Here is a 25088-nt window from a genome sequence, read left to right as displayed (position 1 = left end):
CTATAAGAAAGCTGAACACAAAGGTTGATTCGTGTGTTCAGCTTTTATCCGCTGCTTCCTGAGCTTTGCTCAGCACCCCGCGTAACAACCTCAATTCTTTCGCCGTAGGGCGTGCCCGGCGATACAAAGCCTTGAGATGGTCTAATGCCTGGCCAGGCGCTTTGCTATTGGTAAATCCAATCTCATCCAGGGTTTGTGCCAGGTGATCGTAAAACCGGTTCAGATCCTCGTTTAATGGATAGTCTTCTTCGACTTGCTGCAACTGGTTTTGCCGCTGACTTGCCTTGAACACTTCGTAACACACCAACTGAACCGCCTGGCTGAGGTTGAGCACCGGGTAGTCGGGGTTGGCATCAATGTTCAACTGGGCGTGGCATTGCTGAATATCATCGTTATGCAGACCCATTCGCTCACGACCAAACACAATGGCTACCGGCGCCTGTTGCTGCAACGAAACGGCTTCTTCGGCGCATTGCTCAGCTGTGTAGGCGGGCAGTCGTATGCTGCGATCACGGGCGCTGGTGCCTACCACCAGCACGCAGTCGTGGATGGCCTCAGCCAAAGAGGGGACGATGCGAGCACTGTCCAGAACATCCGTAGCCTGGCCTGCGCGGCTGTAGGCTTCATCACTCGGAAAATCGACCGGATTCACCAGCACCAGATCGGACAAGCCCATGTTTTTCATGGCCCGCGCGACCGCGCCAATGTTGCCGGGATGCCAGGTCTGGATCAGGATAATGCGAATGTTTAAGGCCATGACGGGTAAGCGCCCCCTGAAAATAAAAGAGGCGCAGTTTACCTGAAAAGGGTGGAGAGGGTCAGGCTCTCAACGCCTAAAATGCCTGGGACTGATAAGGTGTAAGCTGCACGCCCGCAATGCGCCACTGGTCTTCACTGTTCAGGCGCATGGCGTAGTAGGCCATGTATTCGTCGCCTTCTCGGTCGCGCAGCCAGATCGGCTGAATCCAGGCGTCACCCCCATCCCGGGCCTCTTCAAAGCGCATAACGGTAAAGTCGATCAGTGGGCGATAGCCTTGTTGGACCATACGGTAGAAGCGATCGGGCGAACCAAACTGGCGTTTGATGCCCGCATCAGCGAAGCCGTAGGCCGTATCAGCGTCACCATTTTGCAACGCGCCCAGTTGCTGGGTGATTAGGGGTTGAAACTCTTCGGGTGGGGTGGTGTCTTCGGCTAGGGCGGCGGTGGCCAGACCCAGGCTCATGATTGCGATTCCAAGCCAGCGTTTCATGACACACTTCCCCTCTGATCAGTATTTGTACAACTGGATACGCAGGGAAAGGATAGCTGGTTTTAAACGAAGAGCTTTATTTTAAATAGTTTGAATGCAACCACCTTGTGAGTGTTGGCTGCCGGGTGTGCCTATCTGGGGAAGTCTGAGGCATGGACTAAAACGCCAGGAGCGTTTTAGCATGAGCGCAGCGAACCCGGAGGGTGAATCCCAGGGAGGGGATTCATATCCCGGAGTCTAGGCCCAGGGATGGGTTCACGCCGGGCGAGTGTCGCACCACCCGTATAGGCATACCCGGTGGCCGGCACGACATCCAGCCACCGAATAAAGATTTACTTGCGCTTGGCAGGCAACTCGCGGGTTCTGGCGGCGATGACCGCGTTGTCCCGGATCTGGAGGATTTCGATCAGGTAACGGTCGATCTTGATGCTCAGGTTGGCATCGGGGATGTCTTCAATGTGCTCGAGAATCAGGCCATTCAGGGTTTTGGGGCCATCGATGGGCAGCTCCCAGCCCAGCGCACGGTTGATTTCCCGGATGTTGGCGGTGCCGTCAATCACGTAGGAGCCATCCCGCTGAGGGTGAATCTCCTTGCTGCTGTTGGCAAAATCTGTGGTGAATTCACCGACAATCTCTTCGAGCAAGTCTTCCAGCGTTACCAGGCCCTGAATATCGCCGTATTCATCGACGACCAGGCCCATGCGCAACTGTTGCGCCTGGAAATTCAGCAGCTGGGTGTGCAGCGGGGTGTTTTCCGGTACGAAATAGGGGTCTTTCGCCGCCTTGGTCAGCATGACCTTACTCGGCTCATCGGCATAGAGGAATTCAGCAGCATCGCGAATGTGCATAATGCCGATGACTTTATCCAGATCGCCCTTGTAGAGCGGGAAACGGGTGTATTCGGTACGACGGATCTGATCGGCAATGGTGTCGATGTCGTTTTCCATATCGATGCCCGACACCTCGTTACGGGGCACCATGATGTCGTTCACACTGACGTTTTCGAGCTCCAGAATGCCCAGCAGCATGTTCTGGCGCTGCGCTGGCAGGCTATCGCCAGACTCGTTCACAATGGTCTTTAATTCTTCTGCCGACAAAGCTTCCTGGCCTGCATGCGAGTGACCAACGCGCATCAGCCAGAAAATGGCCTTCACAATCAGGTTAACCAGCCAAATGGCCGGCTTCAGAAAAACAAGAAGCGGACGCAAGACATAGGAAGCTGGAAAGGCGATTTTTTCAGGGTAGCGCTGGGCCAGGGTTTTCGGGGTGACTTCGGAAAAGATCAGTACAACAAGGGTTAGCGTGACCGTGGATACGCCCAAAGCCAGGTCCGGGTGTTCGGGCATCAGTCGAATCGCAATGAGGGTCGCCAGCGAAGCTGCCGCGATATTGACCAGATTATTGCCGATCAGTATGGCACTGATCAGCCGGTCGGGCGTATCGAGAAGTCGACGGGCCTGGGTGGCGCCGCGATGGCCTTCATTGGCAAGGTGTTTGAGGCGATAACGGTTCAGAGACAGCATACTGGTCTCTGAACTGGAAAAAAAAGCAGAGAATAGCAGCAGCAGGCCCAGCATAAGAAACAGCAGGCCTATGGGTAGATCGTTCAAGGTGGGGAACCTAAATTACCGAATAAGTGTGCTTTTTAGCGGTGCGAGGGGTTCAGTGTCAAGGAATAACCGGAATTGGCGCACATTTTAACCCTACCCATAGCGGTGCAGCAGGTATTCCAGCACGAATTTGGAGCCGAAAAAGGCCAGCATCAGAAAGATGAAACCAAACACCGTCAGCCGGCTGGCCAGCGCACCACGCCAGCCTAGGTAAAAATGACCAAACAGCAGCACGGCAAAAAACAGCCAGGCCACAAAGGTGAGCACGGTTTTATGCACCAGATCCTGGGTCAGCAGATTATCAACAAAGAGCCCGCCCGAGATCATCGCTGCGGTCAGCAGGATAAAACCGATCATCAGCCATTCAAACAGCAGGCGTTCCATGGTCTGCAAGGGCGGTAGAAACCGGTTCAGCCGGCCACTCAGGTGGTGCTCGTGTAACTGGCGGTTTTGAATGCCCAGCAAGAGGGCGATCAGGGTGGCAATGGTGATGACGCTGTAAGCCAGCATGGACAGAAAGACATGCAACACCACGCCCGGTTGATAAAGCCTGGGCGCAAACTCCTGCGGCGTTACCGCAACAACGATCATGATCAGGGCAGCGGCCGGTAGCACAAAGGCAAAGAAGCTGTGCAACGGTTTGGACCAGCCACTGATCAGTAGAACCGTCACAATGAAAAACGTGATAACCGAGGCCGCGTTGGTCAGGCTGATTTGCAGTGCACCGAGCACAATGACTTCGGAGGCCAGAGTCGACAGATGAGCAAGAACCGCCACAGCGGCAGGCCAGAATACCCAGGCCCGGGGTGGCAGCTCCACCCGGTAAAGGCCACGCAGGGCGATGGCGCCACTGAAGATGTATCCCAAGACGGCAAGCCAGATCAGCATTCAGGTTCCTTGAATCGGGTGGTTTGGTGTTCGACCGGGGTCGGGTGGCTGAGTGTCGCATAAATGATAGCGATTCCCAACCGGACTGCACGCTCGCGGTGGTCGAAAAGCCATCATAGAGACCAGCGCGTCGCACTGTTATACTGCCCCGATTCTCACTTGCACGGAAGTCATGATGTTTAAAAGCCTGTCCGAACGTCTGTCCCAGACGCTGAAACAGATCTCCGGTCAGTCCAAACTGACGGAAGACAACATCAAGGCCACGTTGCGCGAAGTGCGCATGGCCTTGCTGGAAGCCGATGTCGCCTTGCCAGTCGTCAAAGCTTTCATAGACCGGGTGCGTGATCGCGCCGTCGGTCAGGAAGTCAGCAACGCTCTGAACCCGGGGCAGCAGTTCCTGAAAGTCGTCCAGTCTGAACTGGTCGAGGTGATGGGCGCCCAGGGCGAACCGCTGGATTTAAGCACCCAGCCGCCGGCGGTGATTCTAATGGCCGGTCTGCAGGGGGCGGGTAAAACCACCACCGTCGCCAAGCTGGCGCGTTACCTGATCGAGCGCGATAAGAAAAAGGTCATGGTGGTTTCGGCCGACGTCTACCGTCCCGCCGCTATTAAACAGTTAGAAACCCTGGCCGGTGAAGTCGGCGCCGTGTTTTTCCCGAGTGATGCGTCTCAGAAACCGGTGGCCATCGCTGAAGCAGCCATCGCAGCGGCGCGTAAACAATATATAGATGTCGTTCTTGTGGATACCGCGGGTCGACTGGCGATCGATGAAGCCATGATGGCCGAGATTCAGGCGCTGCATAAGGCCATCAACCCGATTGAAACCCTGTTCGTGGTCGACGCCATGACCGGTCAGGATGCGGCCAATACCGCCAAGGCTTTCAACGAGGCCCTGCCGCTGACCGGGGTAGTGCTGTCCAAAGCCGACGGTGATGCCCGGGGTGGTGCGGCGCTGTCTGTGCGGCACATCACCGGCAAGCCGATCAAATTCATGGGCATGGGCGAAAAGACCGATGCCCTGGAAGCCTTTCACCCCGATCGGGTTGCTTCGCGCATTCTCGACATGGGCGATGTGCTATCGCTGATCGAAGAAGTTGAGCGTAAGGTCGATAAAGGCAAGGCCGAACAGCTGGCAGCCAAGCTGAAAAAAGGCAAAGGCTTTGATCTGGCCGATTTTCGCGACCAGCTGCGCCAGATGGACAGCATGGGCGGCCTGATGGGCATGGTCGACAAACTGCCTGGCATGGGTCAGATGGGGCAGGCGGCTAACCAGATGCAGGGCGCCGAGAAGCAGTTCAAGCAGATGGGTGCCATTATCGATTCGATGACCCCAGCCGAACGCCACTTCCCCGACAAGATCAACGGCTCGCGCAAGCGGCGCATCGCCATGGGCTCCGGCACTCAGATTCAGGACATCAATCGTCTGCTGAAACAGCACAAGCAGATGTCCAAAATGATGAAGAAAGTCGGCAAGAAAGGTGGCATGTCCAAGATGATGCGCGGTATGGGCGGCATGATGGGCGGCGGCGGTGGCCTTCCACCGGGCGGTTTCCCGGGTGGCGGCGGACGCGGCCCCTTCGGTTGATAGGGACGTTCATTTAGTTCAAGTTTCGGAGTTCGCCCAATAGACTAGTAGCGGGTGCCGGGTGTACCTCTGTGGGGGAGTCCGCAGCATGGATGCTGCGGTCTAGGCTCCATGGATGGATCTACGCCGACCCCACAGAGGTACACCCGGTACCCGCTGCGGGCCAATGCCACCCAGCCAATCCGAACTCCGAAACTTGAGCAGCCGGGCCCGACATAGCCCTTACGACTTGATTTACAGCCCTCAATACGTATACTTTCGCGGCCTTGAAAACCGGGGTGGGCCCGGTTTTCGGTATAACTTTGGGTTAATGAACCCGTGTTTCAGCGTGCTGAAGCCGGTTCATGATCAGGGGTAACCCCTCTGAAGATCCAAAACGGCAGGTGATTTCAAAGCTTGCCCAGACAGGAGGACGCGATGGTAGTCATTAGACTCTCACGTGGCGGTTCTAAGAAGCGCCCGTTTTATCATATTTCCGTAGCCGACAGCCGTAATGCCCGTGACGGGCGTTTTATCGAGCGTGTTGGTTTCTTTAACCCGGTCGCCCGTGGTCAGGAAGAGCGCATGCGCGTTTCTCTGGATCGCGTCGAATACTGGGCCAGCAAGGGTGCGCAGACTTCTGACCGTGTCGCCCAGCTGCTTAAAGAGTACCGGAAAGCCCAAGGCTGATCCGTCCAGTCAAGGGTTGATGTATGACGCCGGAAAAACCGGAAGAAATGATCGTACTGGGCCGGGTTTCCTCGGTATACGGTATTCAGGGCTGGGTGAAAATCTACTCCTATACCGAACCGATGGACCGGATTCTGGATTACGGTCACTGGTTGCTCAATATGAACGGCCGCTGGACACCGATTACCGTTGATAAGGGGCGCAGTCACGGCAAGGGCATGGTGGCACACTTTGAAGGGTGTGATGACCGTGACCAGGCCAAGCAGTACTGCGGTGCCGATATCGGGGTAACAAGTGATCAACTGCCGACGCTACCTGACGACGAGTTCTACTGGTATCAACTGGAAGGCTTGCGCGTTGTGAATGAGCAGGGTGTCGTACTGGGTAAGGTGGATCATATGATGAGTGCGGGGGCCAGCAACGATGTGTTGGTGGTCAGCGGCAGTGCCGACAGTATCGACCGTCAGCAACGCCTGATTCCGTACGTACCGGATATCTATATCAAAGACGTGGACCTTGAAGCGGGTCAGATTCGAGTTGATTGGGATCCGGAGTTTTGACAATACCGTCAGAGGATGAGCGGGCCAAGATGGCTGTTCAGCCTGAGCACAAGCAATGGTTCGGTGTGGTGAGTCTGTTTCCGGACATGTTCGAATCCTTTTTGGATCAGGGCGTGATCGGCCGGGCGGCCAAACAAGGGTTGATTGACGTCGGGTTCTGGAATCCGCGCGATTACACCCACGACAAGCACCGTACCGTGGACGACCGACCCTTCGGGGGCGGGCCTGGCATGCTGATGAAGGTGCAACCCCTGCGGGATGCAATTCAGGCAGCGAAAGCCGCCAGCGGCAACCAGGCCAGGGTGATCTATTTGTCGCCTCAGGGCAGACGACTGGATCAGGCCGGCGTACAGAGCTTGGCGCGGTATCGGCACATGATATTCGTTTGCGGCCGTTATGAAGGCATCGACGAACGTGTGATCGAGACCGAAGTGGATGAAGAATGGTCGTTGGGTGACTTTGTGCTCAGCGGTGGCGAGTTGGCCGCCATGGCGTTTATCGATGCCATTGGCCGGCAGGTTCCCGGCGTACTGGGGCATGAGGCATCAGCGGTTGAAGATTCATTCGCCGATGGATTGCTGGACTGTCCACATTACACACGACCTGAAGTACTGGATGGAATGAGTGTGCCGGAGGTACTGCTCAGTGGTCACCACGATAACATTCGTCGGTGGCGGCTTAAGCAGGCACTGGGGCGCACTTGGCAACGTAGATCAGACCTGTTGGCTGACCGGGAAATGACCGCAGAACAGCAGGCGCTTTTGGACGAGTATCTCAATGAGCAGAACTCGCGCAATGGATCAGGAGCGATTTGATGAGCAATAGCAATTTGATTATTCAGCAACTTGAAGCTGAACAGATGAACAAAGAAATCCCTGCTTTCGGCCCGGGTGATACCGTGGTTGTTCAGGTTAAAGTTAAAGAAGGCGAGCGTGAGCGTTTGCAGGCCTTTGAAGGCGTCGTGATTGGCAAGCGTAACCGCGGCCTGAACTCAGCTTTCACGGTTCGTAAAATCTCCAGCGGCGTTGGTGTTGAGCGGACCTTCCAGTCCTTCTCACCGGTTGTAGACAGTGTGGAAGTCAAACGTCGTGGTGACGTGCGTCAGGCCAAGCTGTACTACTTGCGTGAGCGTTCAGGTAAGTCTGCACGCATCAAGGAAAAAATCGATCACAAGCGTTAATACGCTGAGCGATTATCGCTCTGTGACGATCTTGAAAAGGCAGCCTCGGCTGCCTTTTTTTATTGGCGTTCCAGAGGCGTCTGGGCGCGTGAAACAGCCTGTTGCGAAAATATCACGGTCGTTGGGGCCAAAGTCCGCTTTTGGCGCGGGTTTCGCGTTGACACCCAGCGGCGCGCTCAGTATGTTTTGAACTCCCTACCGTTCGGTCGGCGTATGCCCGGCCGATGTTGGATTCCAGTCAGTTAATGAGGTCAGTTTTGAAATCAGTCAATGTGGGATTATGCGGTCTTGGCACCGTAGGCAGTGGTACTTTCAACGTCATGCAGCGCAACCTGGAAGACATTGCGCGCCGTGCCGGAAAGCCTGTGCGAATTACCCACGTTGGTGCCCGTCGGGATAACCCGGCCTGCCACCTGGGCAGCGTCAAGGTATCGCGCGATATCTTCGATGTTGCACGGGACCCGGATATTCATATCCTGGTGGAACTGATCGGCGGCAACGACGTCGCCAAAGAACTGGTGCTCGAAGCCATCAAACATGGCAAGCATGTGGTGACCGCCAACAAATCGATGATAGCGATCCACGGCAACGAGATTTTCAAGGCCGCCGAAGCCCAGGGCGTGGTAGTCACCTATGAAGCGGCCGTCGCCGGCGGTATCCCGATCATCAAGGGCATCCGCGAAGGTCTGGTCGCCAACGACATCAAGTGGTTGGCCGGCATCATCAACGGCACCGGTAACTTTATCCTGACTGAAATGCAGGAAAAAGGCCGTGCTTTTGCAGATGTATTGCAGGAGGCTCAGGAACTGGGCTATGCCGAAGCCGATCCGACCTTCGATGTGGAAGGCATCGATGCTGCACACAAATTGACGATTCTTGCGTCTATCGCGTTCGGTATTCCACTCCAGTTCGACAAGGTCTACACCGAAGGCATCAGCCAGATTACCCGCGAGGACGTCAAATACGCCGAAGAGTTGGGGTACCGCATCAAGCACCTGGGCTTCACCCGCAAAACCAACGAAGGCGTCGAACTGCGAGTGCACCCAACTCTGGTGCCGTCCAAGCGTCTGCTGGCCAATGTGAATGGCGTTTTAAATGCTGTGTTGGTGGAAGGCGATGCCGTAGGCCCGACCATGTACTATGGCCCTGGCGCCGGTTCTGAGGCGACGGCATCTTCCGTCATTGCGGATATCGTCGATATCGCCCGTGAAATCGACAATGCCGGTAACGTTCCACATCTGGGTTACAGCTCGGAAACCGAGAACATGCCGGTATTGCCGGTCAGTGAGATCGTCACCGCTTATTACTTGCGCATTACCGTGAAAGACGAGATCGGCCAGATGGCCAACATCGCGCGCATCATGAGCGAGAAGGGCATCAACATCGAAGCCATCATCCAGAAAGAGCCGGAAGATGACTCGGCCGTCGTGCCGCTTATTCTGCTGACGCACCCGGTACGTGAACATAGGATGGACGATGCCATCAGTGCCATGCAGGCACTGGAGTCAGTCACCAAGCCGATCGTTCGCATTCGTGTTGAACAGTTGGATGGCTAAATTGGTTTTATAGCCCAAGTTTCGGAGTTTGGTTGTCCATTGGTGCCATGAGTCCGTGTCAGGCACCGGGGGTACCTATCCGGGGTCTGCGTAAACCCATCCATGGGGCCTAGACTGCAGGATATGAATCCCATCCATGGGATTCACCCTTCGGGCTCGCTGCGCTCGTGCTAAAATGCTCCTTGCATTTTAGTCCCTGCTGCAGACTACCCCGGATAGGTACCCCCGGCACCTGACACTCAATTGGTTGCCAACTGTGAAACTTGAGTTGAACACCCGTCGGGCCTGTACCCGGCCGAACCCTTTCTAACGAGACTTGATTCGTGAAATACATCAGCACGCGGGGCCAGGCCCCAACCCTGGGTTTTGAAGATGTTTTGTTAACCGGTCTGGCTTCAGACGGTGGCCTTTATGTGCCGGAAGTCTTGCCCGAGTATTCGCTGGATGAGATTCGCCAGTGGCGCGGCTTGCCTTATCACGAGCTGGCCTTTCACATCATCAAGCCCTTTGTTGATGGCGCCATCGCCGACGATGAACTGGCGGCCATGTTGAAAGACACCTACAGCGTATTTGGCCACAAGGCCATTGCACCGCTGACCCAGCTGGACCACAACGAATTCGTGCTGGAGCTGTTTCAGGGGCCGACCCTGGCGTTCAAGGACTTCGCTCTGCAATTGCTCGGGCGCATGCTTGATCATGTGTTGGAAAAGCGCGGCGAGAAAGTCGTTATCATGGGTGCAACGTCTGGCGATACCGGCTCGGCAGCTATCGAAGGCTGCAAGCGCTGCAGTAACATCGATATTTTTATCCTGCATCCGCACAACCGCGTCTCAGACGTGCAGCGCCGCCAGATGACCACCATTACCGGCGACAATATTTACAACCTGGCTGTTGAAGGCAATTTTGACGATTGCCAGAGCATGGTGAAAGCCAGCTTTGGTGATCAATCCTTTCTGCGCGGCGAGCGCCGCCTGGTCGCGGTGAACTCGATCAACTGGGCGCGGATTATGGCCCAGATCGTTTACTATTTTTACGCCTCATTGAACCTGGGTGGGCCGGACCGCTCAATGGCGTTTTCGGTTCCGACCGGAAACTTCGGCGACATATTTGCCGGTTACCTGGCGCGTAAGATGGGCCTGCCGATCAGCCAGTTGATCGTCGCCACTAACCAGAACGATATTCTGCATCGGGTGATGAGCAACAACGTTTACGAAAAACACCCGCTGGCCCACACCCTCTCGCCGTCGATGGACATCGTGGTATCGAGTAACTTCGAACGCCTGTTGTTCGACCTGTACGATCGGGATGGCGCTGTGTTGGCCGACCTGATGAACAAAATGAACACTGAGACCGTCACCCTGGACGAAGCCCGTCTGGCCAAGGCCCGGGAAGTCTTCGACAGCTACGGCGTCGACGATGCTGTCACAGTGAGCACCATCAAACAGGTCTTCGAAGAAACCGGCTATCTGCTTGATCCGCACACCGCCATCGGCGTAAAAGCCGCCCGGGAAACCCGGCGCAGTGCCATCGACCCGATGATCACCCTGGGCACCGCCCATCCGGTGAAATTTGCCGACGCGGTTAAACAGGCTGGTTTGCAATCTCCGGAATTACCGCACCACCTGACTGACTTGTTCGACCGGCCGGAGCGGTATGACGTACTGCCCAACGAGCTCGGCCGGGTTCAGGCCTATGTCGCCGACGCCGTCTTCGGCGAGGGTAGCTGAGCGGCGTGGCCGCTCCGTTTCCCAACCTCCAGACCCGACCCGTTCCTGACGGAGCCGCCGTCGCTGAGCAACCGCTGCTGGACCGGATCTACCGGTCTCGCGGCGTGCGCTTATCATTAGAACTGGATACGTCCCTGCAACATTTGTTGCCGTGGCAGACGATGAAAGGCATTGAGTCGGCGGTTGAGCTGTTAATCAAAGCGCTGGATCACCATCAGCGCATTCTGGTTATCGGCGACTACGACGTCGACGGCGCTACCAGCACCGCCTTGGTGGTTCAGATACTGCGAGCCCTGGGTGCCCAGGTAGATTACCTGCTGCCCAATCGTTTCGAATACGGTTACGGCCTTTCGGCTGCCATTGTAGAACAGGCGCTGACGCGCTCTCCGGACCTGATCATCACCGTCGATAACGGCATCGCCAGCCTGGATGGTGTCGCAGCAGCGCAGGCTGCTGGGGTTGCCGTCCTCATTACGGACCACCACTTACCAGGCACCGACCTGCCACCCGCCGAAGCCATTGTTAACCCCAACCAGCCAGGCTGCGAATTTGCCAGTAAAGCCGCCTGCGGCTGTACCGTGGCGTTTTATCTGATGATTGCGTTGCGAGCTGAACTGCGCGACCGCGGCTGGTTCGAGCAACAGTCTGTGCAGCCGCCCAACCTGGCCCATTGGCTGGATCTGGTTGCCCTGGCAACGGTCGCCGATGTCGTGCCATTGGATGCCAACAACCGCCGCCTGGTCAACCAGGGCCTGGGTCGCATTCGCGCCGGGCAATCCCGGCCTGGCATTCAGGCTCTGTTTGAAGTCGCCGGGCGAGAATGGCAAAGAGCTCAGGCGTCCGACTTTGGCTTTGTTGTCGGTCCCCGTCTCAACGCAGCTGGCCGCCTCGATGATATGGCCATTGGCGTCCGCTGCCTGCTGACCGATAACCCGGGAGAAGCACGCCAGCTGGCGGCACAACTGGAAGATCTGAACCGCGAGCGTCGTGCCATAGAACGCTCCATGGTAGTCGAAGCTCAGCGAACACTGGAACAGATCAGCGATTTACCGCCCCGCAACGGCCATGTTCTATACCAGGCCGACTGGCATGAAGGGGTGATCGGTATTCTGGCTTCCCGCATCAAAGAACAAACCCACCGACCCGTCATCGCACTGGCCGGTTCAGATAACGGGCGCCTGAAAGGCTCGGCGCGCTCCATTCCCGGCTTTCACCTGCGCGACGCCCTCGATTGGATCGCCAAACAAGACCCTGAACTGCTGATTACCTTCGGCGGCCACGCCATGGCTGCCGGTCTGACGCTTTCCGAGGGCAATGAGGGACGATTGCAGCACTGGTTCGAACAGGCGGTTCAGGCACTGTGCGAGCCCGAAGCCCTGCAGCCAATGGTTATGACGGATGGCGAGCTCAGCGCCAAAGAACGCGATTTGGGTACGGCCCTGGCTCTGGAACAGGCCGGTCCGTTTGGACAGGGCTTTCCGGCCCCGGTTTTTCAGGGTGATTTCTGGATTGAGCAGCAAAAAATCGTCGGTGAACGGCATTTAAAACTGAGTTTGTCGGATAAGGAAGGCCAAAGCATTGAGGCCATCGCTTTTAATATTGATATTGATGTCTGGCCAACGCAAAACAGGGCTTTATCTGGTATTTATCAATTATCCTGTAATCGATTCAGGGGCCGGGAAACCGTGCAGCTAATATTTGATGCAATAAAACCTCTTGAGACGATATAGGCTGTTATAAACAGCCATTAAAACCTGACAGTATTCCAACATTGAATTCACTGAGACAGGCGTTACCACCTTAGCAAGTGGTGGTTGACGGGTAGGCTTGTGCGGGGGAGTCCGCAGCATGGACTAAAACGCCGGGAGCGTTTTAGCATGAGCGCAGCGAGCCCATAGTGTGAATCCCATGGATGGGATTCATATCCTGCGGTCTAGGCCCCATGGACGGGTTAACGCCGACCCCGCACAAGCCTACCTGGCGGCCAGCACGAACCCTAGGCAATACAGCAAACCCAGCCTCCAAAGCCGCGCCACAAAATCGGCCAAAGCCACTTAAGCATTGTTTTTTAAAAGGTTATTGGGATATCACTACCCCCGGCATATCAATTTCGTTAAAATGCGCGCCCCGCTAAATTTCATGGGTTTGTACTATCAAGACACGAACAGGAGCGGTACGTGGAAATTAATCCGATTAAAGAACAGATAAAAGACCTCAAAGCGCGCACCGACGTGCTTAGGGGGTATCTTTGACTTCGACCAGAAGATAGAACAACTGGCTGAAGTTGAACGGGAACTGGCTGAACCGAATGTCTGGAACGACCCGGAACGGGCGCAGGCACTGGGTCAGGAGCGCAGCTCCCTGGAAACCATCGTTAAAACACTGACCAACCTCATCGACGGTGTCCGCGATGCGAGCGACTTGCTGGAAATGGCCGCCGCAGAAGAGGACGAAGGTACCGTTAATGAGGTTGTCGCCGACCTGGACGACCTCGACGCCCAATTGGCCAAGCTTGAATTCCGCCGCATGTTCAGCGGCGAAATGGACCCGGCCAATGCCTATGTTGATATTCAGGCCGGTTCCGGCGGCACCGAAGCCCAGGACTGGGCTGAAATGTTGCTGCGTATGTACTTGCGCTGGGGCGAAGAGAAAGGCTTCAAAACCGAACTGATGGAAGCATCGGCAGGCGAAGTGGCCGGCATTAAATCAGCCACCGTTCGCTTTGAAGGTGAGTACGCCTTCGGCTGGTTGCGCACAGAGACTGGCGTGCATCGCCTGGTCCGTAAATCGCCGTTTGACTCGGGCAACCGTCGCCATACCTCGTTTTCATCGGTGTTCGTATCGCCCGAAGTCGACGACGACATCGAAATCGACATCAACCCGGCCGATTTGCGCATTGACGTCTACCGAGCCTCGGGCGCCGGTGGCCAGCACGTTAACCGGACCGAATCGGCCGTGCGGATTACCCACAACCCGACCGGCATCGTCACCCAATGTCAGAATGACCGCTCCCAGCACAAGAACAAAGACCAGGCCATGAAAATGCTGAAGGCCAAACTGTACGAGTTCGAAATGCAAAAACGGAACGAAGCGGCTCAGGCGGTTGAAGACTCCAAGTCAGATATTGGCTGGGGCAGCCAGATTCGCTCTTACGTGCTGGATGATTCCCGCATCAAGGATCTGCGCACCGGCGTTGAAACGCGCAACACCCAGGCCGTGCTGGAAGGGGGGCTCGATCCCTTCATCGAAGCCTCGCTCAAGAAAGGCCTCTAAGCCTGGCCAGCCCGGCTTTAGTCGGGCACCGATTAATCTGCAGCCGCCGAGAGCGGCTGAGCAACACTGGACAGACTGCATATGACCGACAAGCACACCGACCACGATGAAAACCACATCATCACCGAGCGCAAGCAAAAGCTCACCACCCTGGCCGAGAGCCGCCCACAGGCGTTTCCGAACGACTTCAAACGCGACCAGATGGCCGGTGACCTCCAGGCGCAGTATGGTGAGCTGGAAAAAGAAGCCATTGTCGATCTGAAGGTTGAAGTCAGCGTTGCCGGCCGTGTCATGCGCCGGGGTGGTCCTTTCGTCGGTTTGCATGACGTCAGCGGCCGCATTCAGTTTTACCTGGGCAAAGCCCTGCAGAAAGAAAGCACCGACTGGCAGTTGCTGGATATCGGCGACATCGTCGGTGTGCGTGGCACCCTGTCCAAATCGGGCAAGGGTGAATTGTACGTTGAAGTGACCAGCATTGATGACATGGTGCTGCTGACCAAATCACTGCGCCCGCTGCCCGATAAATTCCATGGCCTTTCGGACCAGGAAATGAAGTATCGCCAGCGTTATGTGGACCTGATTACCAGCGATGAAACACGCCGGACCTTCCAGATTCGCGCCGGCATCATCAATGGCATTCGTCGCTATCTGTCTGATCGTGACTTTATGGAAGTGGAAACACCCATGTTGCAGGTGATTCCCGGCGGTGCCACGGCACGGCCCTTTACCACCCACCACAACGCCATGGACATCGACATGTATCTGCGTGTGGCGCCCGAGCTCTACCTGAAGCGGCTGGTTGTTGGTGGCTTCGAAAAAGTCTTCGAAATTAACCGGAACTTCCGCAACGAAGGGGTATCCACACGGCATAATCCGGAATTCACCATGCTGGAGTGGTACCAGGCCTATGCCGACTACCACCAACTGATGGACCTGACCGAAGATATGTTGCGTACCCTCGCGCGTGATGTACTGGGGACCACCGAACTGGTGTATCAGGGCGAAACGTTCGATCTGGGCCAGCCGTTTGAGCGGGTGACCATGTTCGATGCCATTCTCAAGTACAACCCAACCCTGTCCGCGGCCGATATTGATACCCGCGAGGCCGCCGCTGCCGTGGCCACTGGGTTGGGCATTCAGGTAAAGGACAACTGGGGCCTGGGCCGCATTCAGACCGAGATTTTTGAAGAAACGGTTGAGGAAAAGCTGCGCAACCCGGTCTTCATTACCGCCTACCCGGCAGAAATATCACCTTTGGCACGTCGTAACGACGACAACCCTGAGGTGACCGACCGATTTGAATTCTTCATCGGTGGTCGCGAAATCGCCAACGGCTTCTCGGAGCTGAACGACCCGATCGACCAGGCCGAGCGCTTTAAAGCCCAGGTCGCCGAGAAAGACGCCGGGGACGACGAAGCCATGTTTTACGATGAAGACTACATCAATGCCCTCGAATACGGCCTGCCGCCAACGGCCGGCGAGGGCATCGGCATTGACCGGTTGGTGATGTACTTCACCGATTCTCCGTCGATCAAGGACGTTATTCTCTTCCCCCATATGAAACCTCGCCAGTCGGGCGAGTGAACAGGAGCTCAGCATGTTTGACCAGGATCTGGATCTGAAGATCAAAGAACACGAAGAGAAAATCGAAGAACTGCGCCAGTTAAAGGAAGCGCAGTCCAAGCGCCAGGAAGGGTATGACCTTTACCATGAGCAAGTGCGGAACCTCTTCGATGAGTATGGCATTTCCGAGTACGATATTTTTGATGTTCGTGCCAAGGCCATCGTCGACTGGTTGAAAGCCCATGGCAAGAAAGCTGACAAGCCTGCTTTCTTTGAGGAGCTGCAAAGCTACTTCGCGCGCCAGGGTGGCAGCAAGGGCTCACGCAAGGCCGCCAAAGCCGCCAAATCGACCGGTCCGAAGCTGGAGATCGGTGTATATGTGCATCCGAATACGGGCGAGCGCATCGAGAAGAAGCGCCGTAACCCCAAAACACTGGATGAGTGGATCGAAGCGTTTGGCATTGAAGAAGTCGCTCAGTGGCGTGAAGCCAGCGAATAAGATTTAATGGTTGAACCAGCCGGCCTAAGGTCGGCTTTTTTTTGGCCCGTCGATTAGCCCCTAAACAGCTGGCAATGGACGCCGGTAATGCACACTTAAACGACATTTGGGTGACAATTTACAAAAAGATACAACATAAGAAGTCGGCGCATCTTGATGACTTTTGAAAAAGGGTTTAGGCGATATATCCCCAATCGTGAAAACCAACTCTTGCAGCCCCCCATTTCCAGTACGCGACCAAGAAATAGTGCGGAACTCGTTAAGAAAACTTTATAACCTATTGAAAAATAAAGAGTTTATTTAGTTGGTTAAAAAATGATCAATTTGTTGAGGTCCCTGAGTAATGGTGGCTAGGGGCGGTTCAAATGGGGTTGTTCACAAAGATATCCACAGTTTTTGTGGACACTCAGCGCCAGCCCTTGCCGCGTCTGGCGCGAGTGTATGCGAGCCTTACAGTCAATATGGTGGCGCTTTTTAGCGGGCATGAAATACTTTGATCGGGAAACGGGATCAGGGGGTTCAGGCATGGTTCAGCCAGAGCCGGTAAGGTGGGTCCATGGCAATAACGATGGCAACGTATAAAGGAGCCACAGTATGAACAAAGTAATGGGTCTGGCACTGGTCATTGGCATGGCGACATCCGGTCTGGCTGTGGCCGATCACGATGACCACCGCTACCGCGGTGATCGTCAGCAGTTTTTTGCTGAAGGCCGGGTAGTGCAGGTGGAGCCAGTCTATGAAACCTACTACTACCGCGAGCAGAGCCGGGGCAACAGCGATCACCGCTATGAAATTTGCCGTACGCGCGATGTGGAGGTCAGCCGCAGCCATCGCAGCGGTAACCCGGCCGCAACCCTCATTGGCGGTGCCGTGGGTGCCACGGTCGGTTCGCACAGCGGCAACTCTCCGGAATCCCAGGTATTCGGGGCCATTGCCGGGGGTATCATCGGCGGTGCGATTGGGCACGAACTGGGCGGTCGTGGTGAAACCACGGTTCGTTACCGGACCGAGCGCGAGTGCGAAGTGGAATACCGTCACCGGCGCAGTGATCTGGTAGGCTATGAAGTGCGCTACCGGTACAATGGTCGCGAATTCATGACCTTTATGGACCGTCACCCCGGACGCTACGTCGAGCTTGCTGTGGAGGTGACGCCCCGTTAATTAAAGAGGCACGTTCATGTCAAGCAATGCTGCGGTGCGCCTCAGGCGCCTGGGAATCAGCGCCGGAATTCTGTTGATGCTGATGACCTCGGGTGCTGCCCGGGCTGAGAGTGGCGCTCACCCCTGTACCGGCGAACGCCTGCCTCTGTCGACAGAGCGTCAGGTAGTGCAAGCCGCCGAATGCCTGTTTGACGGCCGGGTGGTCAAGGTAGACAGAGTCAGTGCCGGGAACGACTGGGCTTATCGACTGCGCTTGCTGCTCGATGGTGGCCGGGTCCGAACCGTGGATTTGAATCGAACATCGGGCATGCCGACCAATCCGGCGGTGCTGGAGGAAGTGAATGAAACTCTTGATCGTTGAAGATGAAGCCGGGTTACGCGAACACCTGCACGGCGGATTCAAAAAAGAAGGCTTTGCGGTCGACACCTCGGCCGATGGCAACGACGGCTTGTTTCAGGCGACTGAGAACGACTACGACGTCGCCATCATCGACCTCGGCTTGCCCGGGCTGGATGGCATCGAACTGATCCGCCAGTTGCGCGCCGCCGACAAACAGTACCCGGTACTGATATTAACGGCGCGCGGCCACTGGCAGGACAAAGTCGCCGGCCTGGAAGCCGGTGCCGATGATTACCTGGCCAAGCCGTTTGTATTCGCCGAGTTGCTGGCGCGGGTTAAGGCACTGTTGCGCCGCAGCGTGGGCATGGCGACCGCTACATTGACGGTCGGCCCCTACGAACTGGACACCGCTTCGCGCCGGGTGCGAGTCGATGGCCGGGATGTCGAGTTGACCAGCTATGAGTACAACACCCTGGAATACCTGATGATGCACCGGCAAAAAGTCGTCTCCAAAACTGAGTTGACCAATCATCTGTACGAGCAGGATTTTGATCGGGACAGCAACGTCATCGAGGTGTTTATTCGCCGCCTGCGCAAGAAGCTGGATCCCGATAACGAGCGCAACCCCATCACGACCCAGCGGGGTATGGGATATCGATTCAACGCGGACGCCGTGGCTGAATGACCGGCTAATGTCTGTGTTCCCACCACGCAGCACCAGACCCGGAGCAACGTTTTCACTGCGTCGCCGTTTGCTGGTGTCGGCGAGCCTGGTGCTTCTAGTGTTTCTGGGCGTGACCGGTGTCGCCCTGGACCGGGCGTTTGAACGCAGCCAGATGTCGGGCCAGTCGGAGCGCCTGTTTTTGCGCATTCTGACGTTACTGGCCGAATCTGAATATCAAGCCGATGGCCTCTGGCTCCCTGCCTACCTCGCTGAAGAACGGTATAACTCTCCCGAGTCGGGGCTGGTAGCCCTGGTGTTGGATGAACAGCGCCAGGTGGTCTGGCAGAGCCTGTCGAGCCAGTGGTTTGATCAGATCGACTGGGTCGTTGCCCAGGCCAACATCAACATCGGGCAGGAAGACTTCGGATTTCGGGGCGACTATATCTTTGAACGCTACGCGGTGCTGTGGGAAGCGGCAGACGGGCGCGAACAACGCTATGAATTCTGGGTGCTGGAGACCGCTGCGCCCCTGAATCAGATTATTCAAACCTTTCGGCAACAATTATGGGGCGGACTGGCCGCAGTCACCCTGGCCTTGCTGATTGCGCTCTGGCTGGTCGCCCGCTGGGGGCTAAGGCCCCTGCATCAGTTAGCTCAAAACCTTCAGAAAATCCGCACCGGCGAGCAAGGTCGTTTGCAGGGGCGCTACCCGAGTGAACTGCAGCCGCTGACGGATAACCTCAATCGCCTGCTGGATGCCGAGCAAAGCCAGCGCGAACGCTACCGCACCGCCATGGCCGACCTGGCCCACAGCCTGAAAACACCACTGGCAGTGATTCGAACGCTGGAGCCGGCCGATAGCCGGGAGTTGCACGAACAGGTGCATCGCATGGATCAGATCGTGCGCTACCAATTACAACGGGCTGTCACGGAAACCCGGCAGGGGCCGGTGCTTGGCCAGAGAAGTTCCCTGAATCAGAGCCTCGACCGGCTTGGTCGTGCGCTGGGCAAGGCCTTTCATCACGAAGACAAAGTGCTGGATTTGCCCGAGCCCGATCAGGAATGGACACTGGCCATGGACGTCAACGATGTGCTGGAAGTCTTCGGCAACCTGCTGGAAAACGGCTTCAAATACGCCCGCTCGGTCATCACCGTTTCGGTGACACGCCAGCCTGATTTCCCTGATTGCTGGGTGGTCGACATCGATGACGATGGCCCGGGGATTGACCTCGAACGGCGCCGGGCCGTGCTTGACCGGGGTCAGCGGCTCGATACCTTGCAGCCGGGGCAGGGCATAGGCCTGAGTATGGTGACCGATATTCTGGGCAGTTACGGCGTTTCGCTGCGCATCGACGACAGCCCGCTGGGCGGTGCCCGCTTTCGACTGGTCTTGCCGGCGGCACCCTGACAGCTTTCCGTCAAGCGACTACTTTGATTAAAGTCACCCGATTACCCGCCGATTATCATTGCTAGATGGCTATTGGTGCGCAAGTAATCAATGGTCGTATTAATGATTAAAGGAAGTCGCCCATGACGATTCAATCCCGTATCCGGTTGTCCCTCTCTGGTTTGTTCATTCTGTTGTGCGTTGTAGCACTGGCAGGGTTTATTGGGTCCCGGGTCGTCGCCAGTCTTGCCAACTATTATTCCGGCAGCCTGATTCCCGCCATTCAGGTGTACAACGACATGCGGGTAGCGGCCAAGGAGCTGCAGGTTGCGGTTTACAGTGGCGATCAGGCGTCGGTAGATCGCTACGAGGCACAGGCGCGCAATACAGCCGAGCGCCTGGCTGCCGCCACAAGTCAGGGGCCCTTCCAGGAAGATCAGCGGGTGGTCGGCCCGATCAATGAAATCGTCAGCCGGCTGGAACGATTGCGGACGCTGGTTGTTGCTCACCCGCCCGGCGAGGAGGTTACACCAGAACTGGAGCAGGCCATCGACGCCTGGGATGCCTACAAGCCCAATGCCGATGCGGTGATTGAACACATCATTACCACCGTCGACGGTCAGATTCAGTCAGTTCAGTCCACCGTGCTCAATGTGATTGCAGCCATTGCAGCGGTATCCCTGATCGTGTTTCTGGGGGTGGCCTGGTCACTGGGCGGGGTATTGCGGCGAGGCATGAGTAACCTGCTCAGTTCGTTTGCCGCGGTGGCACAGGGTGACCTCAGCGTTCGGGCTCAGGCAGATGCCAAAGACGAATTTGGTGAACTGGCCCGGCATTTCAATCATTTGGCCCAGAGCCTGACCGATACGCTGGGGCAGGTCTCGCAGCTGGTGACCGAGTTACACAACATGTCCGGTGAATTCAACGCGGCCAGTCGCAATTACGCAGAGCGCTCCCAGGCCCAGTCGGAAGAGACGCAGCAGGTTGCCACGGCGATGACGGAAATGTCAGCGACCATTCGCGAAGTGGCACAGAACGCCGAAGAAACCTCGCACCGCGCCCAGGATGCCAACCAGCACGCCGGTCATTCTCGTCAGGACATTGAGCAGGCTATTGGCTCTGCCCGGGCCATGCAGGGGCAGATGAGCACCCTGTCGGACAATATTCTGGAATTGAAGGATCAGTCCGACGCCATTAGCACCGTCGTCAAAACCATTAACGACATCGCTGAACAAACGAATCTGCTGGCATTGAATGCTGCCATTGAAGCGGCGCGTGCAGGGGAGCAGGGGCGGGGATTTGCCGTCGTAGCTGATGAAGTTCGCAACCTGTCGGTGAAGACCTCACAATCCACTCAGGAAATCGAGAGTGTTATCCGCTCGCTGCAAACGCGCAGTGACGCTGCCGCCAGCTCCGCCCGTGACAGCGTCGAGGTGGTGCGCAGTAACGGAGAAACCATTGTCGCCATTGGCGAAGGGCTGCAGCACATTCTGGATTCAGTATCGGCGATTTCATCCATGAACGAGTTGATTGCCACGACCTCTGAAGAGCAAAGCAAGGTGGCAGAAGACATGAACACCAATGTGGTGCGCATCAGCGATCTGTCGGAAGCGAACGCCTCTGAGACTCAGCACCTGGTCGCCGGCATACAACGCATTGATGAAATGGCGCAACAGTTGAGCGAGCTGATTCGGCGTTATCGGTTGTAACCGGGCGCTGGTTTTTGCGTTATATCCAGAGGCGATGGCCATGGTCGTGCAGCCAGCGTCGATCAGCCTGCCAGCCTGGGTGCAGTCTGCCCACTTCGGCCCAGAATGTTGCCCCGTGGTGTGGGTGCAGCAAGTGCGCTGTCTCGTGGGCGACCAGGTAATCGACAATACGCTCCGGTGCCAGCATGATCAGCCAGTTGTACTGTATGCGACCGGTAGCGGTGCAGTGCCCCCATTTGGTTTTGGTACGGCGCAAGCAGACATCGGTTAGGCGATTTTCCCAGCCTTCAGCCAGCACCAATTGCCGGGTTTTTTTAAACAAATAATACTTGGCCTGGGTTTTATAAAAGTCGGCCAGTACGTGGTGAACGTGGGGTTTGTCCAGCACTGGTGCGACCAGCGTCAGCCGGTTTTGCTCACGGCGCCACTGCGACCGTGCGCCGCGTTGGAGCCTCAGCGTTAACTGCTCATCCATCAGCGGGCAGTGGTCTTGTTGGCTAAAGTCGGGTTTTTGTAATTGCTTCTCGGCCTGACTGTGCAAGGCCTTGTTCAGCCAGTCTTCGCGGTCGATCAGAAAACGTTTCAGGTCGGTATCGGACAGGTGCCAGGGCGCGCGCAGTTCGGGCGCACCGTCCCGCACATGCAACGCCACTGTCTTGCGCTTCGAGCGCCTTACCGGAATGGTACCGCCCGACCAGCTCAGTGTTTCGGTCATCGACGGTTGCCGGGCATCAGCGGTTCGATCAGGGATTCGAGCCCCTCGGATCTGATCAGCAGTGCCAGGGCCATCAGTTCGCCCAGCTTGCCGGGAGGGAACCCTTTGTTCTGAAACCAGAGCAGATATTCTTCGGGCAACCGGATCAGCGGTTTTCCGCTATATTTACCGAAGGGCATTTCCGTGCGTGCCAGTGCCAGCAAATCGTCGTGTTGAAAGGACATTCTGTGGAAACCTCGTTAGTCGTCAGTGACGGACTCCCTGAATTCGTGCATCGCCAGGCACAGGTCGCGCTTGGGCGCTTTCTGCAGGAATCGTCGTCTGCCGGGACATTCCGCGGGCGATTCCAGAAAACCGCCTTGTTGATTCAGGAGCAGCAACCCCACCCGATAACCGGAGAGACCGTGTTACTGCCTATGGCATTATTGCACTGGCGCGATGCAACCTGGCGCTTGTATTTTCGTGGCAGCCGGGGGCGGTGGCAGCGCTACCCCGGCACAGAGCCGAGTGTCAGTCCCACGCCTTTGCTGAACCAGGTCTACCGGGACGAGCTGTGCCTGTTTTGGCGCCAGTAGGTGTGTAAGCGGTCCAGCGCCAGATCAAGCGTATCGCGACCCGTTCCAAAATTCAGCCTGACACTGCGCGGGTCGCCGAAGTCTTTACCGTCGCTTGGCATGATACCGGATTCGTTAAAGCGGGCCATGGCCTCGCCGGGCGCCAGGTCGCTTTCAATCCAGGCCAGAAAGGTAGCGGGCGCCGGTTCGTAGTTCAGCCCGTCCAGCTCGCCAATGACAGACGCCACTCTTTCCCGGTTCGCCTTTAAATGAGCCTGCAACGCCATTAGCCAGTCGTGCCCGTGACTGAAAGCCGCTTCGGTTGCTAGCAGCCCCATAAAATTGGGGTGGGGCATCACATCCTGACCTGTGTTCTGCAATTTCCGGCGCAGGTCGCCATTGGGAATAATGGCGAATGAACAGCCCAGCCCCGCCACATTAAAGGTTTTACTGGCCGCCATCAGCGTAATGCTCTGGTCGGCGATATCTGGCAGGGAACCCGCCGGATAATGGCGCGCTCCCGGTTCCAGAATCAGGTCGCAATGAATCTCATCTGAACACAGCATGACCTGGTGCTCTCGGCACAGCTCAGCCAGGCGCAGTAATTCGCGGTGGCCGAGCATCAGACCCTGGGGGTTCATCGGGTTACACAGAATCATCAAATGACAGTCCGGGTCTGCCAGCGCCTGTTCCAGCGTTGCCCAGTCCCATCCGGCAGGCGACCGGGCAGACACTGGCAATGTAACGGCGGTGGCTCCACGCAATTCGGCGGCTTTGCGCAGCGGTGGATAATTGGGTTCCTGCACCAGCACGCGGCCCCCCCGGGCAAAGGCGTCTATAACCAGATTAAAGCTCGGTACCACGCCCGGTAGCCAAACGATCCAGCTCGGGTCAATGGCCCATTGATACTGGCGCTGGCACCAGTTAACCACGGCCTCGTTCAGCCCCGGCCAGGGGTGGCTGTAGCCATACACAGGATGGGCGGCTCTGGACTGAAGCGCTTCTGTTACGCAAGGCGGAGAGGCCAGATCCATATCGGCAACCCACATCGGCAGTACCGGTTGGCTGCGGTACAACTCGTGTTTGATGGCATGGGTATCGCTGCGGTCGATGGTGTCGAAAGTAAACGGCATGAGGGGTAGGGGATCCTGACGGCTGATAAGAGCACAGTTTGTTAATAAATGCTGCCCGATGTACTGGCGTGTGGCAAGCACCGGCTGGCGCTTTGCTGGCGAACTCCGAACCTTGAGTTGTTATACTCCGCCGCCAGCCCCATAGTTGGGGCGGGAGTGGGCACGATTTATTCTGTCAGTAATCAAGAGGGTTATTCCAGTAATGGCGTCGGAACGATTTGGGGGTACTGAGCGGTTGTATGGCATCGACCAGACCCGTTGGCTCGGTGAGCAGCATGTGATTGTTGTGGGTGTGGGTGGCGTTGGTAGCTGGGCTGCTGAGGCATTGGTGCGCACTGCCGTCGGCCGCATGACGCTGATCGATCTCGATGACGTCTGTGTCTCCAACACCAACCGTCAGTCTCATGCCATGAGCAGCACGGTTGGCCAGATGAAGGTGGATGTGCTGGCCCAGCGCTTGCGCGATATTAACCCAGACTGTGAGGTCGAGACCCGGCATGACTTTCTGACACCGGACAATTTGATCTCGCATCTGACACCCCGACCCTCAGCTGTGCTCGACGCGATCGACAGCGTGCGCGTCAAGGCGGCGCTGATCAACCATTGCCAGCGGCAGAAAATTCCGCTGGTCACCACCGGCGGTGCGGGTGGTCAGACAGATCCGCTGCAGATTCAGGTGACCGACTTGTCGCGCACCGAGCAGGACCCGCTGGCCGCCCGTACCCGGCAGTTGTTGCGCCGGGAATATGGATTCAGTCGCAATCCGAAACGAAAATTTGGCGTAGACTGTGTTTATTCGACCCAGCAACTGCTGTACCCCCAGGCCAACGGAGATGTCTGCGCCACCAAGCCTGGCGACGACGGCAGCCGGCGTCTTGATTGTGCCACGGGCTTCGGTGCCTCCGTGATGGTAACGGCCAGCTTCGGCATGGTGGCCGCAAGCCGGCTTGTCGACAAGTTGCTGAAGGTAAAAGAGCGCCAGGATAACCCGACCAATCAGGCCGGGTGATTCCAAAGACTCTGACGGCTGTCGTTAACATCGTCCGGGCTATACACTGGCTACCA

General features: G+C 56.8%; 25 protein-coding genes. 18 read left to right on the top strand and 7 right to left on the bottom strand.

The features are described from left to right. Nucleotides 1-37: 37 nt before the first annotated feature. The 4 genes from ACHUE7_RS08730 to ACHUE7_RS08715 form a co-directional block, all read right to left on the bottom strand. A complete protein-coding gene (locus ACHUE7_RS08730; protein WP_394169624.1) occupies nucleotides 38-757 on the bottom strand; it encodes an RNA methyltransferase in 720 nt (239 codons plus the stop codon). 76 nt (nucleotides 758-833) lie between these two features. Continuing rightward, nucleotides 834-1250 (bottom strand): DUF4864 domain-containing protein, encoded by a 417-nt coding sequence (locus tag ACHUE7_RS08725; protein WP_394169623.1) that lies wholly within the window; start codon nucleotides 1248-1250, stop codon nucleotides 834-836. Nucleotides 1251-1582: 332 nt separating this feature from the next. Beyond that, nucleotides 1583-2827 (bottom strand): HlyC/CorC family transporter, encoded by a 1245-nt coding sequence (locus ACHUE7_RS08720; protein ID WP_220432509.1) that lies wholly within the window; start codon nucleotides 2825-2827, stop codon nucleotides 1583-1585. A gap of 126 nt (nucleotides 2828-2953) precedes the next feature. Then, nucleotides 2954-3748 carry a cytochrome C assembly family protein gene (locus ACHUE7_RS08715; RefSeq protein WP_394169622.1) on the bottom strand — a complete coding sequence of 265 codons (795 nt, stop codon included), beginning with the start codon at nucleotides 3746-3748 and terminating at the stop codon, nucleotides 2954-2956. A gap of 175 nt (nucleotides 3749-3923) precedes the next feature. Here ACHUE7_RS08715 and ffh point away from each other — a divergent pair, with 175 nt between their 5' ends. From ffh to ACHUE7_RS08635, 16 genes are all read left to right on the top strand, one after another. Beyond that, a complete protein-coding gene (gene ffh, locus ACHUE7_RS08710; protein ID WP_394169887.1) occupies nucleotides 3924-5333 on the top strand; it encodes a signal recognition particle protein in 1410 nt (469 codons plus the stop codon). A 417-nt stretch (nucleotides 5334-5750) separates the two neighbouring features. After that, nucleotides 5751-6002 (top strand): 30S ribosomal protein S16, encoded by a 252-nt coding sequence (gene rpsP, locus ACHUE7_RS08705; protein ID WP_394169621.1) that lies wholly within the window; start codon nucleotides 5751-5753, stop codon nucleotides 6000-6002. A 23-nt stretch (nucleotides 6003-6025) separates the two neighbouring features. After that, the gene (gene rimM, locus ACHUE7_RS08700; RefSeq protein WP_127555078.1) at nucleotides 6026-6562 is read left to right on the top strand and encodes a ribosome maturation factor RimM; all 537 of its coding nucleotides are present in this window, start codon (nucleotides 6026-6028) and stop codon (nucleotides 6560-6562) included. 29 nt (nucleotides 6563-6591) lie between these two features. Next, nucleotides 6592-7377 carry a tRNA (guanosine(37)-N1)-methyltransferase TrmD gene (trmD, locus tag ACHUE7_RS08695; RefSeq protein WP_394169620.1) on the top strand — a complete coding sequence of 262 codons (786 nt, stop codon included), beginning with the start codon at nucleotides 6592-6594 and terminating at the stop codon, nucleotides 7375-7377. Continuing rightward, nucleotides 7377-7742 carry a 50S ribosomal protein L19 gene (gene rplS, locus ACHUE7_RS08690; protein ID WP_348475580.1) on the top strand — a complete coding sequence of 122 codons (366 nt, stop codon included), beginning with the start codon at nucleotides 7377-7379 and terminating at the stop codon, nucleotides 7740-7742. The genes trmD and rplS overlap by 1 nt, the downstream gene beginning before the upstream one ends. A 257-nt stretch (nucleotides 7743-7999) precedes the next feature. Continuing rightward, the gene (locus tag ACHUE7_RS08685) at nucleotides 8000-9298 is read left to right on the top strand and encodes a homoserine dehydrogenase (protein WP_394169619.1); all 1299 of its coding nucleotides are present in this window, start codon (nucleotides 8000-8002) and stop codon (nucleotides 9296-9298) included. Nucleotides 9299-9621: 323 nt separating this feature from the next. Continuing rightward, the gene (thrC, locus tag ACHUE7_RS08680; RefSeq protein ID WP_394169618.1) at nucleotides 9622-11025 is read left to right on the top strand and encodes a threonine synthase; all 1404 of its coding nucleotides are present in this window, start codon (nucleotides 9622-9624) and stop codon (nucleotides 11023-11025) included. 5 nt (nucleotides 11026-11030) lie between these two features. Further along, nucleotides 11031-12755 (top strand): single-stranded-DNA-specific exonuclease RecJ, encoded by a 1725-nt coding sequence (gene recJ, locus ACHUE7_RS08675; protein ID WP_394169617.1) that lies wholly within the window; start codon nucleotides 11031-11033, stop codon nucleotides 12753-12755. 447 nt (nucleotides 12756-13202) lie between these two features. Continuing rightward, nucleotides 13203-14298 (top strand): peptide chain release factor 2 gene (gene prfB / locus ACHUE7_RS08670; protein WP_394169616.1). Its coding sequence is split into 2 segments (ribosomal slippage): nucleotides 13203-13274 and nucleotides 13276-14298, totalling 1095 coding nucleotides; the frame shifts between segments, so codons are not numbered across the junction. Nucleotides 14299-14379: 81 nt separating this feature from the next. After that, entirely contained in the window at nucleotides 14380-15882 is a 1503-nt protein-coding gene (lysS, locus tag ACHUE7_RS08665) for a lysine--tRNA ligase (protein WP_394169615.1), read from the top strand. Nucleotides 15883-15895: 13 nt separating this feature from the next. After that, entirely contained in the window at nucleotides 15896-16360 is a 465-nt protein-coding gene (locus ACHUE7_RS08660; protein WP_394169613.1) for a DNA binding protein, read from the top strand. Nucleotides 16361-16954: 594 nt separating this feature from the next. Next, a complete protein-coding gene (locus ACHUE7_RS08655) occupies nucleotides 16955-17521 on the top strand; it encodes a glycine zipper 2TM domain-containing protein (protein ID WP_394169612.1) in 567 nt (188 codons plus the stop codon). 16 nt (nucleotides 17522-17537) lie between these two features. Further along, nucleotides 17538-17882 (top strand): PepSY domain-containing protein, encoded by a 345-nt coding sequence (locus ACHUE7_RS08650; protein WP_394169611.1) that lies wholly within the window; start codon nucleotides 17538-17540, stop codon nucleotides 17880-17882. Further along, nucleotides 17863-18546 carry a response regulator transcription factor gene (locus tag ACHUE7_RS08645; RefSeq protein WP_127555089.1) on the top strand — a complete coding sequence of 228 codons (684 nt, stop codon included), beginning with the start codon at nucleotides 17863-17865 and terminating at the stop codon, nucleotides 18544-18546. Before ACHUE7_RS08650 ends, ACHUE7_RS08645 begins: the two co-directional genes overlap by 20 nt. A gap of 7 nt (nucleotides 18547-18553) precedes the next feature. Next, nucleotides 18554-19933, top strand: a complete 1380-nt coding sequence (locus ACHUE7_RS08640) for an ATP-binding protein (RefSeq protein WP_394169610.1) — start codon at nucleotides 18554-18556, stop codon at nucleotides 19931-19933. 122 nt (nucleotides 19934-20055) lie between these two features. Then, nucleotides 20056-21621, top strand: coding sequence for a methyl-accepting chemotaxis protein (locus ACHUE7_RS08635; protein WP_394169609.1), 1566 nt, complete (start codon nucleotides 20056-20058; stop codon nucleotides 21619-21621). Between the two features lie 19 nt (nucleotides 21622-21640). Here the strand turns inward: ACHUE7_RS08635 and ACHUE7_RS08630 are convergent, their stop codons facing one another. Continuing rightward, nucleotides 21641-22336 (bottom strand): M48 family metallopeptidase, encoded by a 696-nt coding sequence (locus ACHUE7_RS08630; RefSeq protein WP_394169608.1) that lies wholly within the window; start codon nucleotides 22334-22336, stop codon nucleotides 21641-21643. Then, nucleotides 22333-22560, bottom strand: a complete 228-nt coding sequence (locus ACHUE7_RS08625) for a DUF3820 family protein (RefSeq protein ID WP_127555093.1) — start codon at nucleotides 22558-22560, stop codon at nucleotides 22333-22335. Before ACHUE7_RS08625 ends, ACHUE7_RS08630 begins: the two co-directional genes overlap by 4 nt. A gap of 3 nt (nucleotides 22561-22563) precedes the next feature. Between ACHUE7_RS08625 and ACHUE7_RS08620 the strand changes: the two genes are divergently transcribed. Next, the gene (locus tag ACHUE7_RS08620) at nucleotides 22564-22911 is read left to right on the top strand and encodes a DUF3024 domain-containing protein (RefSeq protein WP_394169607.1); all 348 of its coding nucleotides are present in this window, start codon (nucleotides 22564-22566) and stop codon (nucleotides 22909-22911) included. Here the strand turns inward: ACHUE7_RS08620 and ACHUE7_RS08615 are convergent. Continuing rightward, entirely contained in the window at nucleotides 22875-24023 is a 1149-nt protein-coding gene (locus ACHUE7_RS08615) for a MalY/PatB family protein (RefSeq protein ID WP_394169606.1), read from the bottom strand. The genes ACHUE7_RS08620 and ACHUE7_RS08615 overlap by 37 nt on opposite strands. 202 nt (nucleotides 24024-24225) lie before the next feature. Here ACHUE7_RS08615 and tcdA point away from each other — a divergent pair, with 202 nt between their 5' ends. Next, nucleotides 24226-25032, top strand: a complete 807-nt coding sequence (gene tcdA, locus ACHUE7_RS08610) for a tRNA cyclic N6-threonylcarbamoyladenosine(37) synthase TcdA (RefSeq protein WP_394169605.1) — start codon at nucleotides 24226-24228, stop codon at nucleotides 25030-25032. Nucleotides 25033-25088: the final 56 nt, after the last annotated feature.

It is taken from the genome of Saccharospirillum alexandrii, from assembly GCF_043641555.1.
In the GTDB taxonomy this organism is placed as follows: Bacteria; Pseudomonadota; Gammaproteobacteria; order Pseudomonadales; family Natronospirillaceae; genus Saccharospirillum; species Saccharospirillum alexandrii_A.
Note: the sequence above shows the minus strand (reverse complement) of the source record. Positions and strands in the feature narration are given on the sequence as shown.

Coding starts and splice junctions, on each gene's coding strand:
- ACHUE7_RS08730 (WP_394169624.1), bottom strand. CDS start 757: ATGGCCTTAAACATTCGCATTATCCTGATCCAGACCTGGCATCCCGGC.
- ACHUE7_RS08725 (WP_394169623.1), bottom strand. CDS start 1,250: ATGAAACGCTGGCTTGGAATCGCAATCATGAGCCTGGGTCTGGCCACC.
- ACHUE7_RS08720 (WP_220432509.1), bottom strand. CDS start 2,827: ATGCTGGGCCTGCTGCTGCTATTCTCTGCTTTTTTTTCCAGTTCAGAG.
- ACHUE7_RS08715 (WP_394169622.1), bottom strand. CDS start 3,748: ATGCTGATCTGGCTTGCCGTCTTGGGATACATCTTCAGTGGCGCCATC.
- ffh (WP_394169887.1), top strand. CDS start 3,924: ATGTTTAAAAGCCTGTCCGAACGTCTGTCCCAGACGCTGAAACAGATC.
- rpsP (WP_394169621.1), top strand. CDS start 5,751: ATGGTAGTCATTAGACTCTCACGTGGCGGTTCTAAGAAGCGCCCGTTT.
- rimM (WP_127555078.1), top strand. CDS start 6,026: ATGACGCCGGAAAAACCGGAAGAAATGATCGTACTGGGCCGGGTTTCC.
- trmD (WP_394169620.1), top strand. CDS start 6,592: ATGGCTGTTCAGCCTGAGCACAAGCAATGGTTCGGTGTGGTGAGTCTG.
- rplS (WP_348475580.1), top strand. CDS start 7,377: ATGAGCAATAGCAATTTGATTATTCAGCAACTTGAAGCTGAACAGATG.
- lysS (WP_394169615.1), top strand. CDS start 14,380: ATGACCGACAAGCACACCGACCACGATGAAAACCACATCATCACCGAG.
- ACHUE7_RS08660 (WP_394169613.1), top strand. CDS start 15,896: ATGTTTGACCAGGATCTGGATCTGAAGATCAAAGAACACGAAGAGAAA.
- ACHUE7_RS08655 (WP_394169612.1), top strand. CDS start 16,955: ATGAACAAAGTAATGGGTCTGGCACTGGTCATTGGCATGGCGACATCC.
- ACHUE7_RS08650 (WP_394169611.1), top strand. CDS start 17,538: ATGTCAAGCAATGCTGCGGTGCGCCTCAGGCGCCTGGGAATCAGCGCC.
- ACHUE7_RS08645 (WP_127555089.1), top strand. CDS start 17,863: ATGAAACTCTTGATCGTTGAAGATGAAGCCGGGTTACGCGAACACCTG.
- ACHUE7_RS08640 (WP_394169610.1), top strand. CDS start 18,554: ATGTCTGTGTTCCCACCACGCAGCACCAGACCCGGAGCAACGTTTTCA.
- ACHUE7_RS08635 (WP_394169609.1), top strand. CDS start 20,056: ATGACGATTCAATCCCGTATCCGGTTGTCCCTCTCTGGTTTGTTCATT.
- ACHUE7_RS08630 (WP_394169608.1), bottom strand. CDS start 22,336: ATGACCGAAACACTGAGCTGGTCGGGCGGTACCATTCCGGTAAGGCGC.
- ACHUE7_RS08625 (WP_127555093.1), bottom strand. CDS start 22,560: ATGTCCTTTCAACACGACGATTTGCTGGCACTGGCACGCACGGAAATG.
- ACHUE7_RS08615 (WP_394169606.1), bottom strand. CDS start 24,023: ATGCCGTTTACTTTCGACACCATCGACCGCAGCGATACCCATGCCATC.
- tcdA (WP_394169605.1), top strand. CDS start 24,226: ATGGCGTCGGAACGATTTGGGGGTACTGAGCGGTTGTATGGCATCGAC.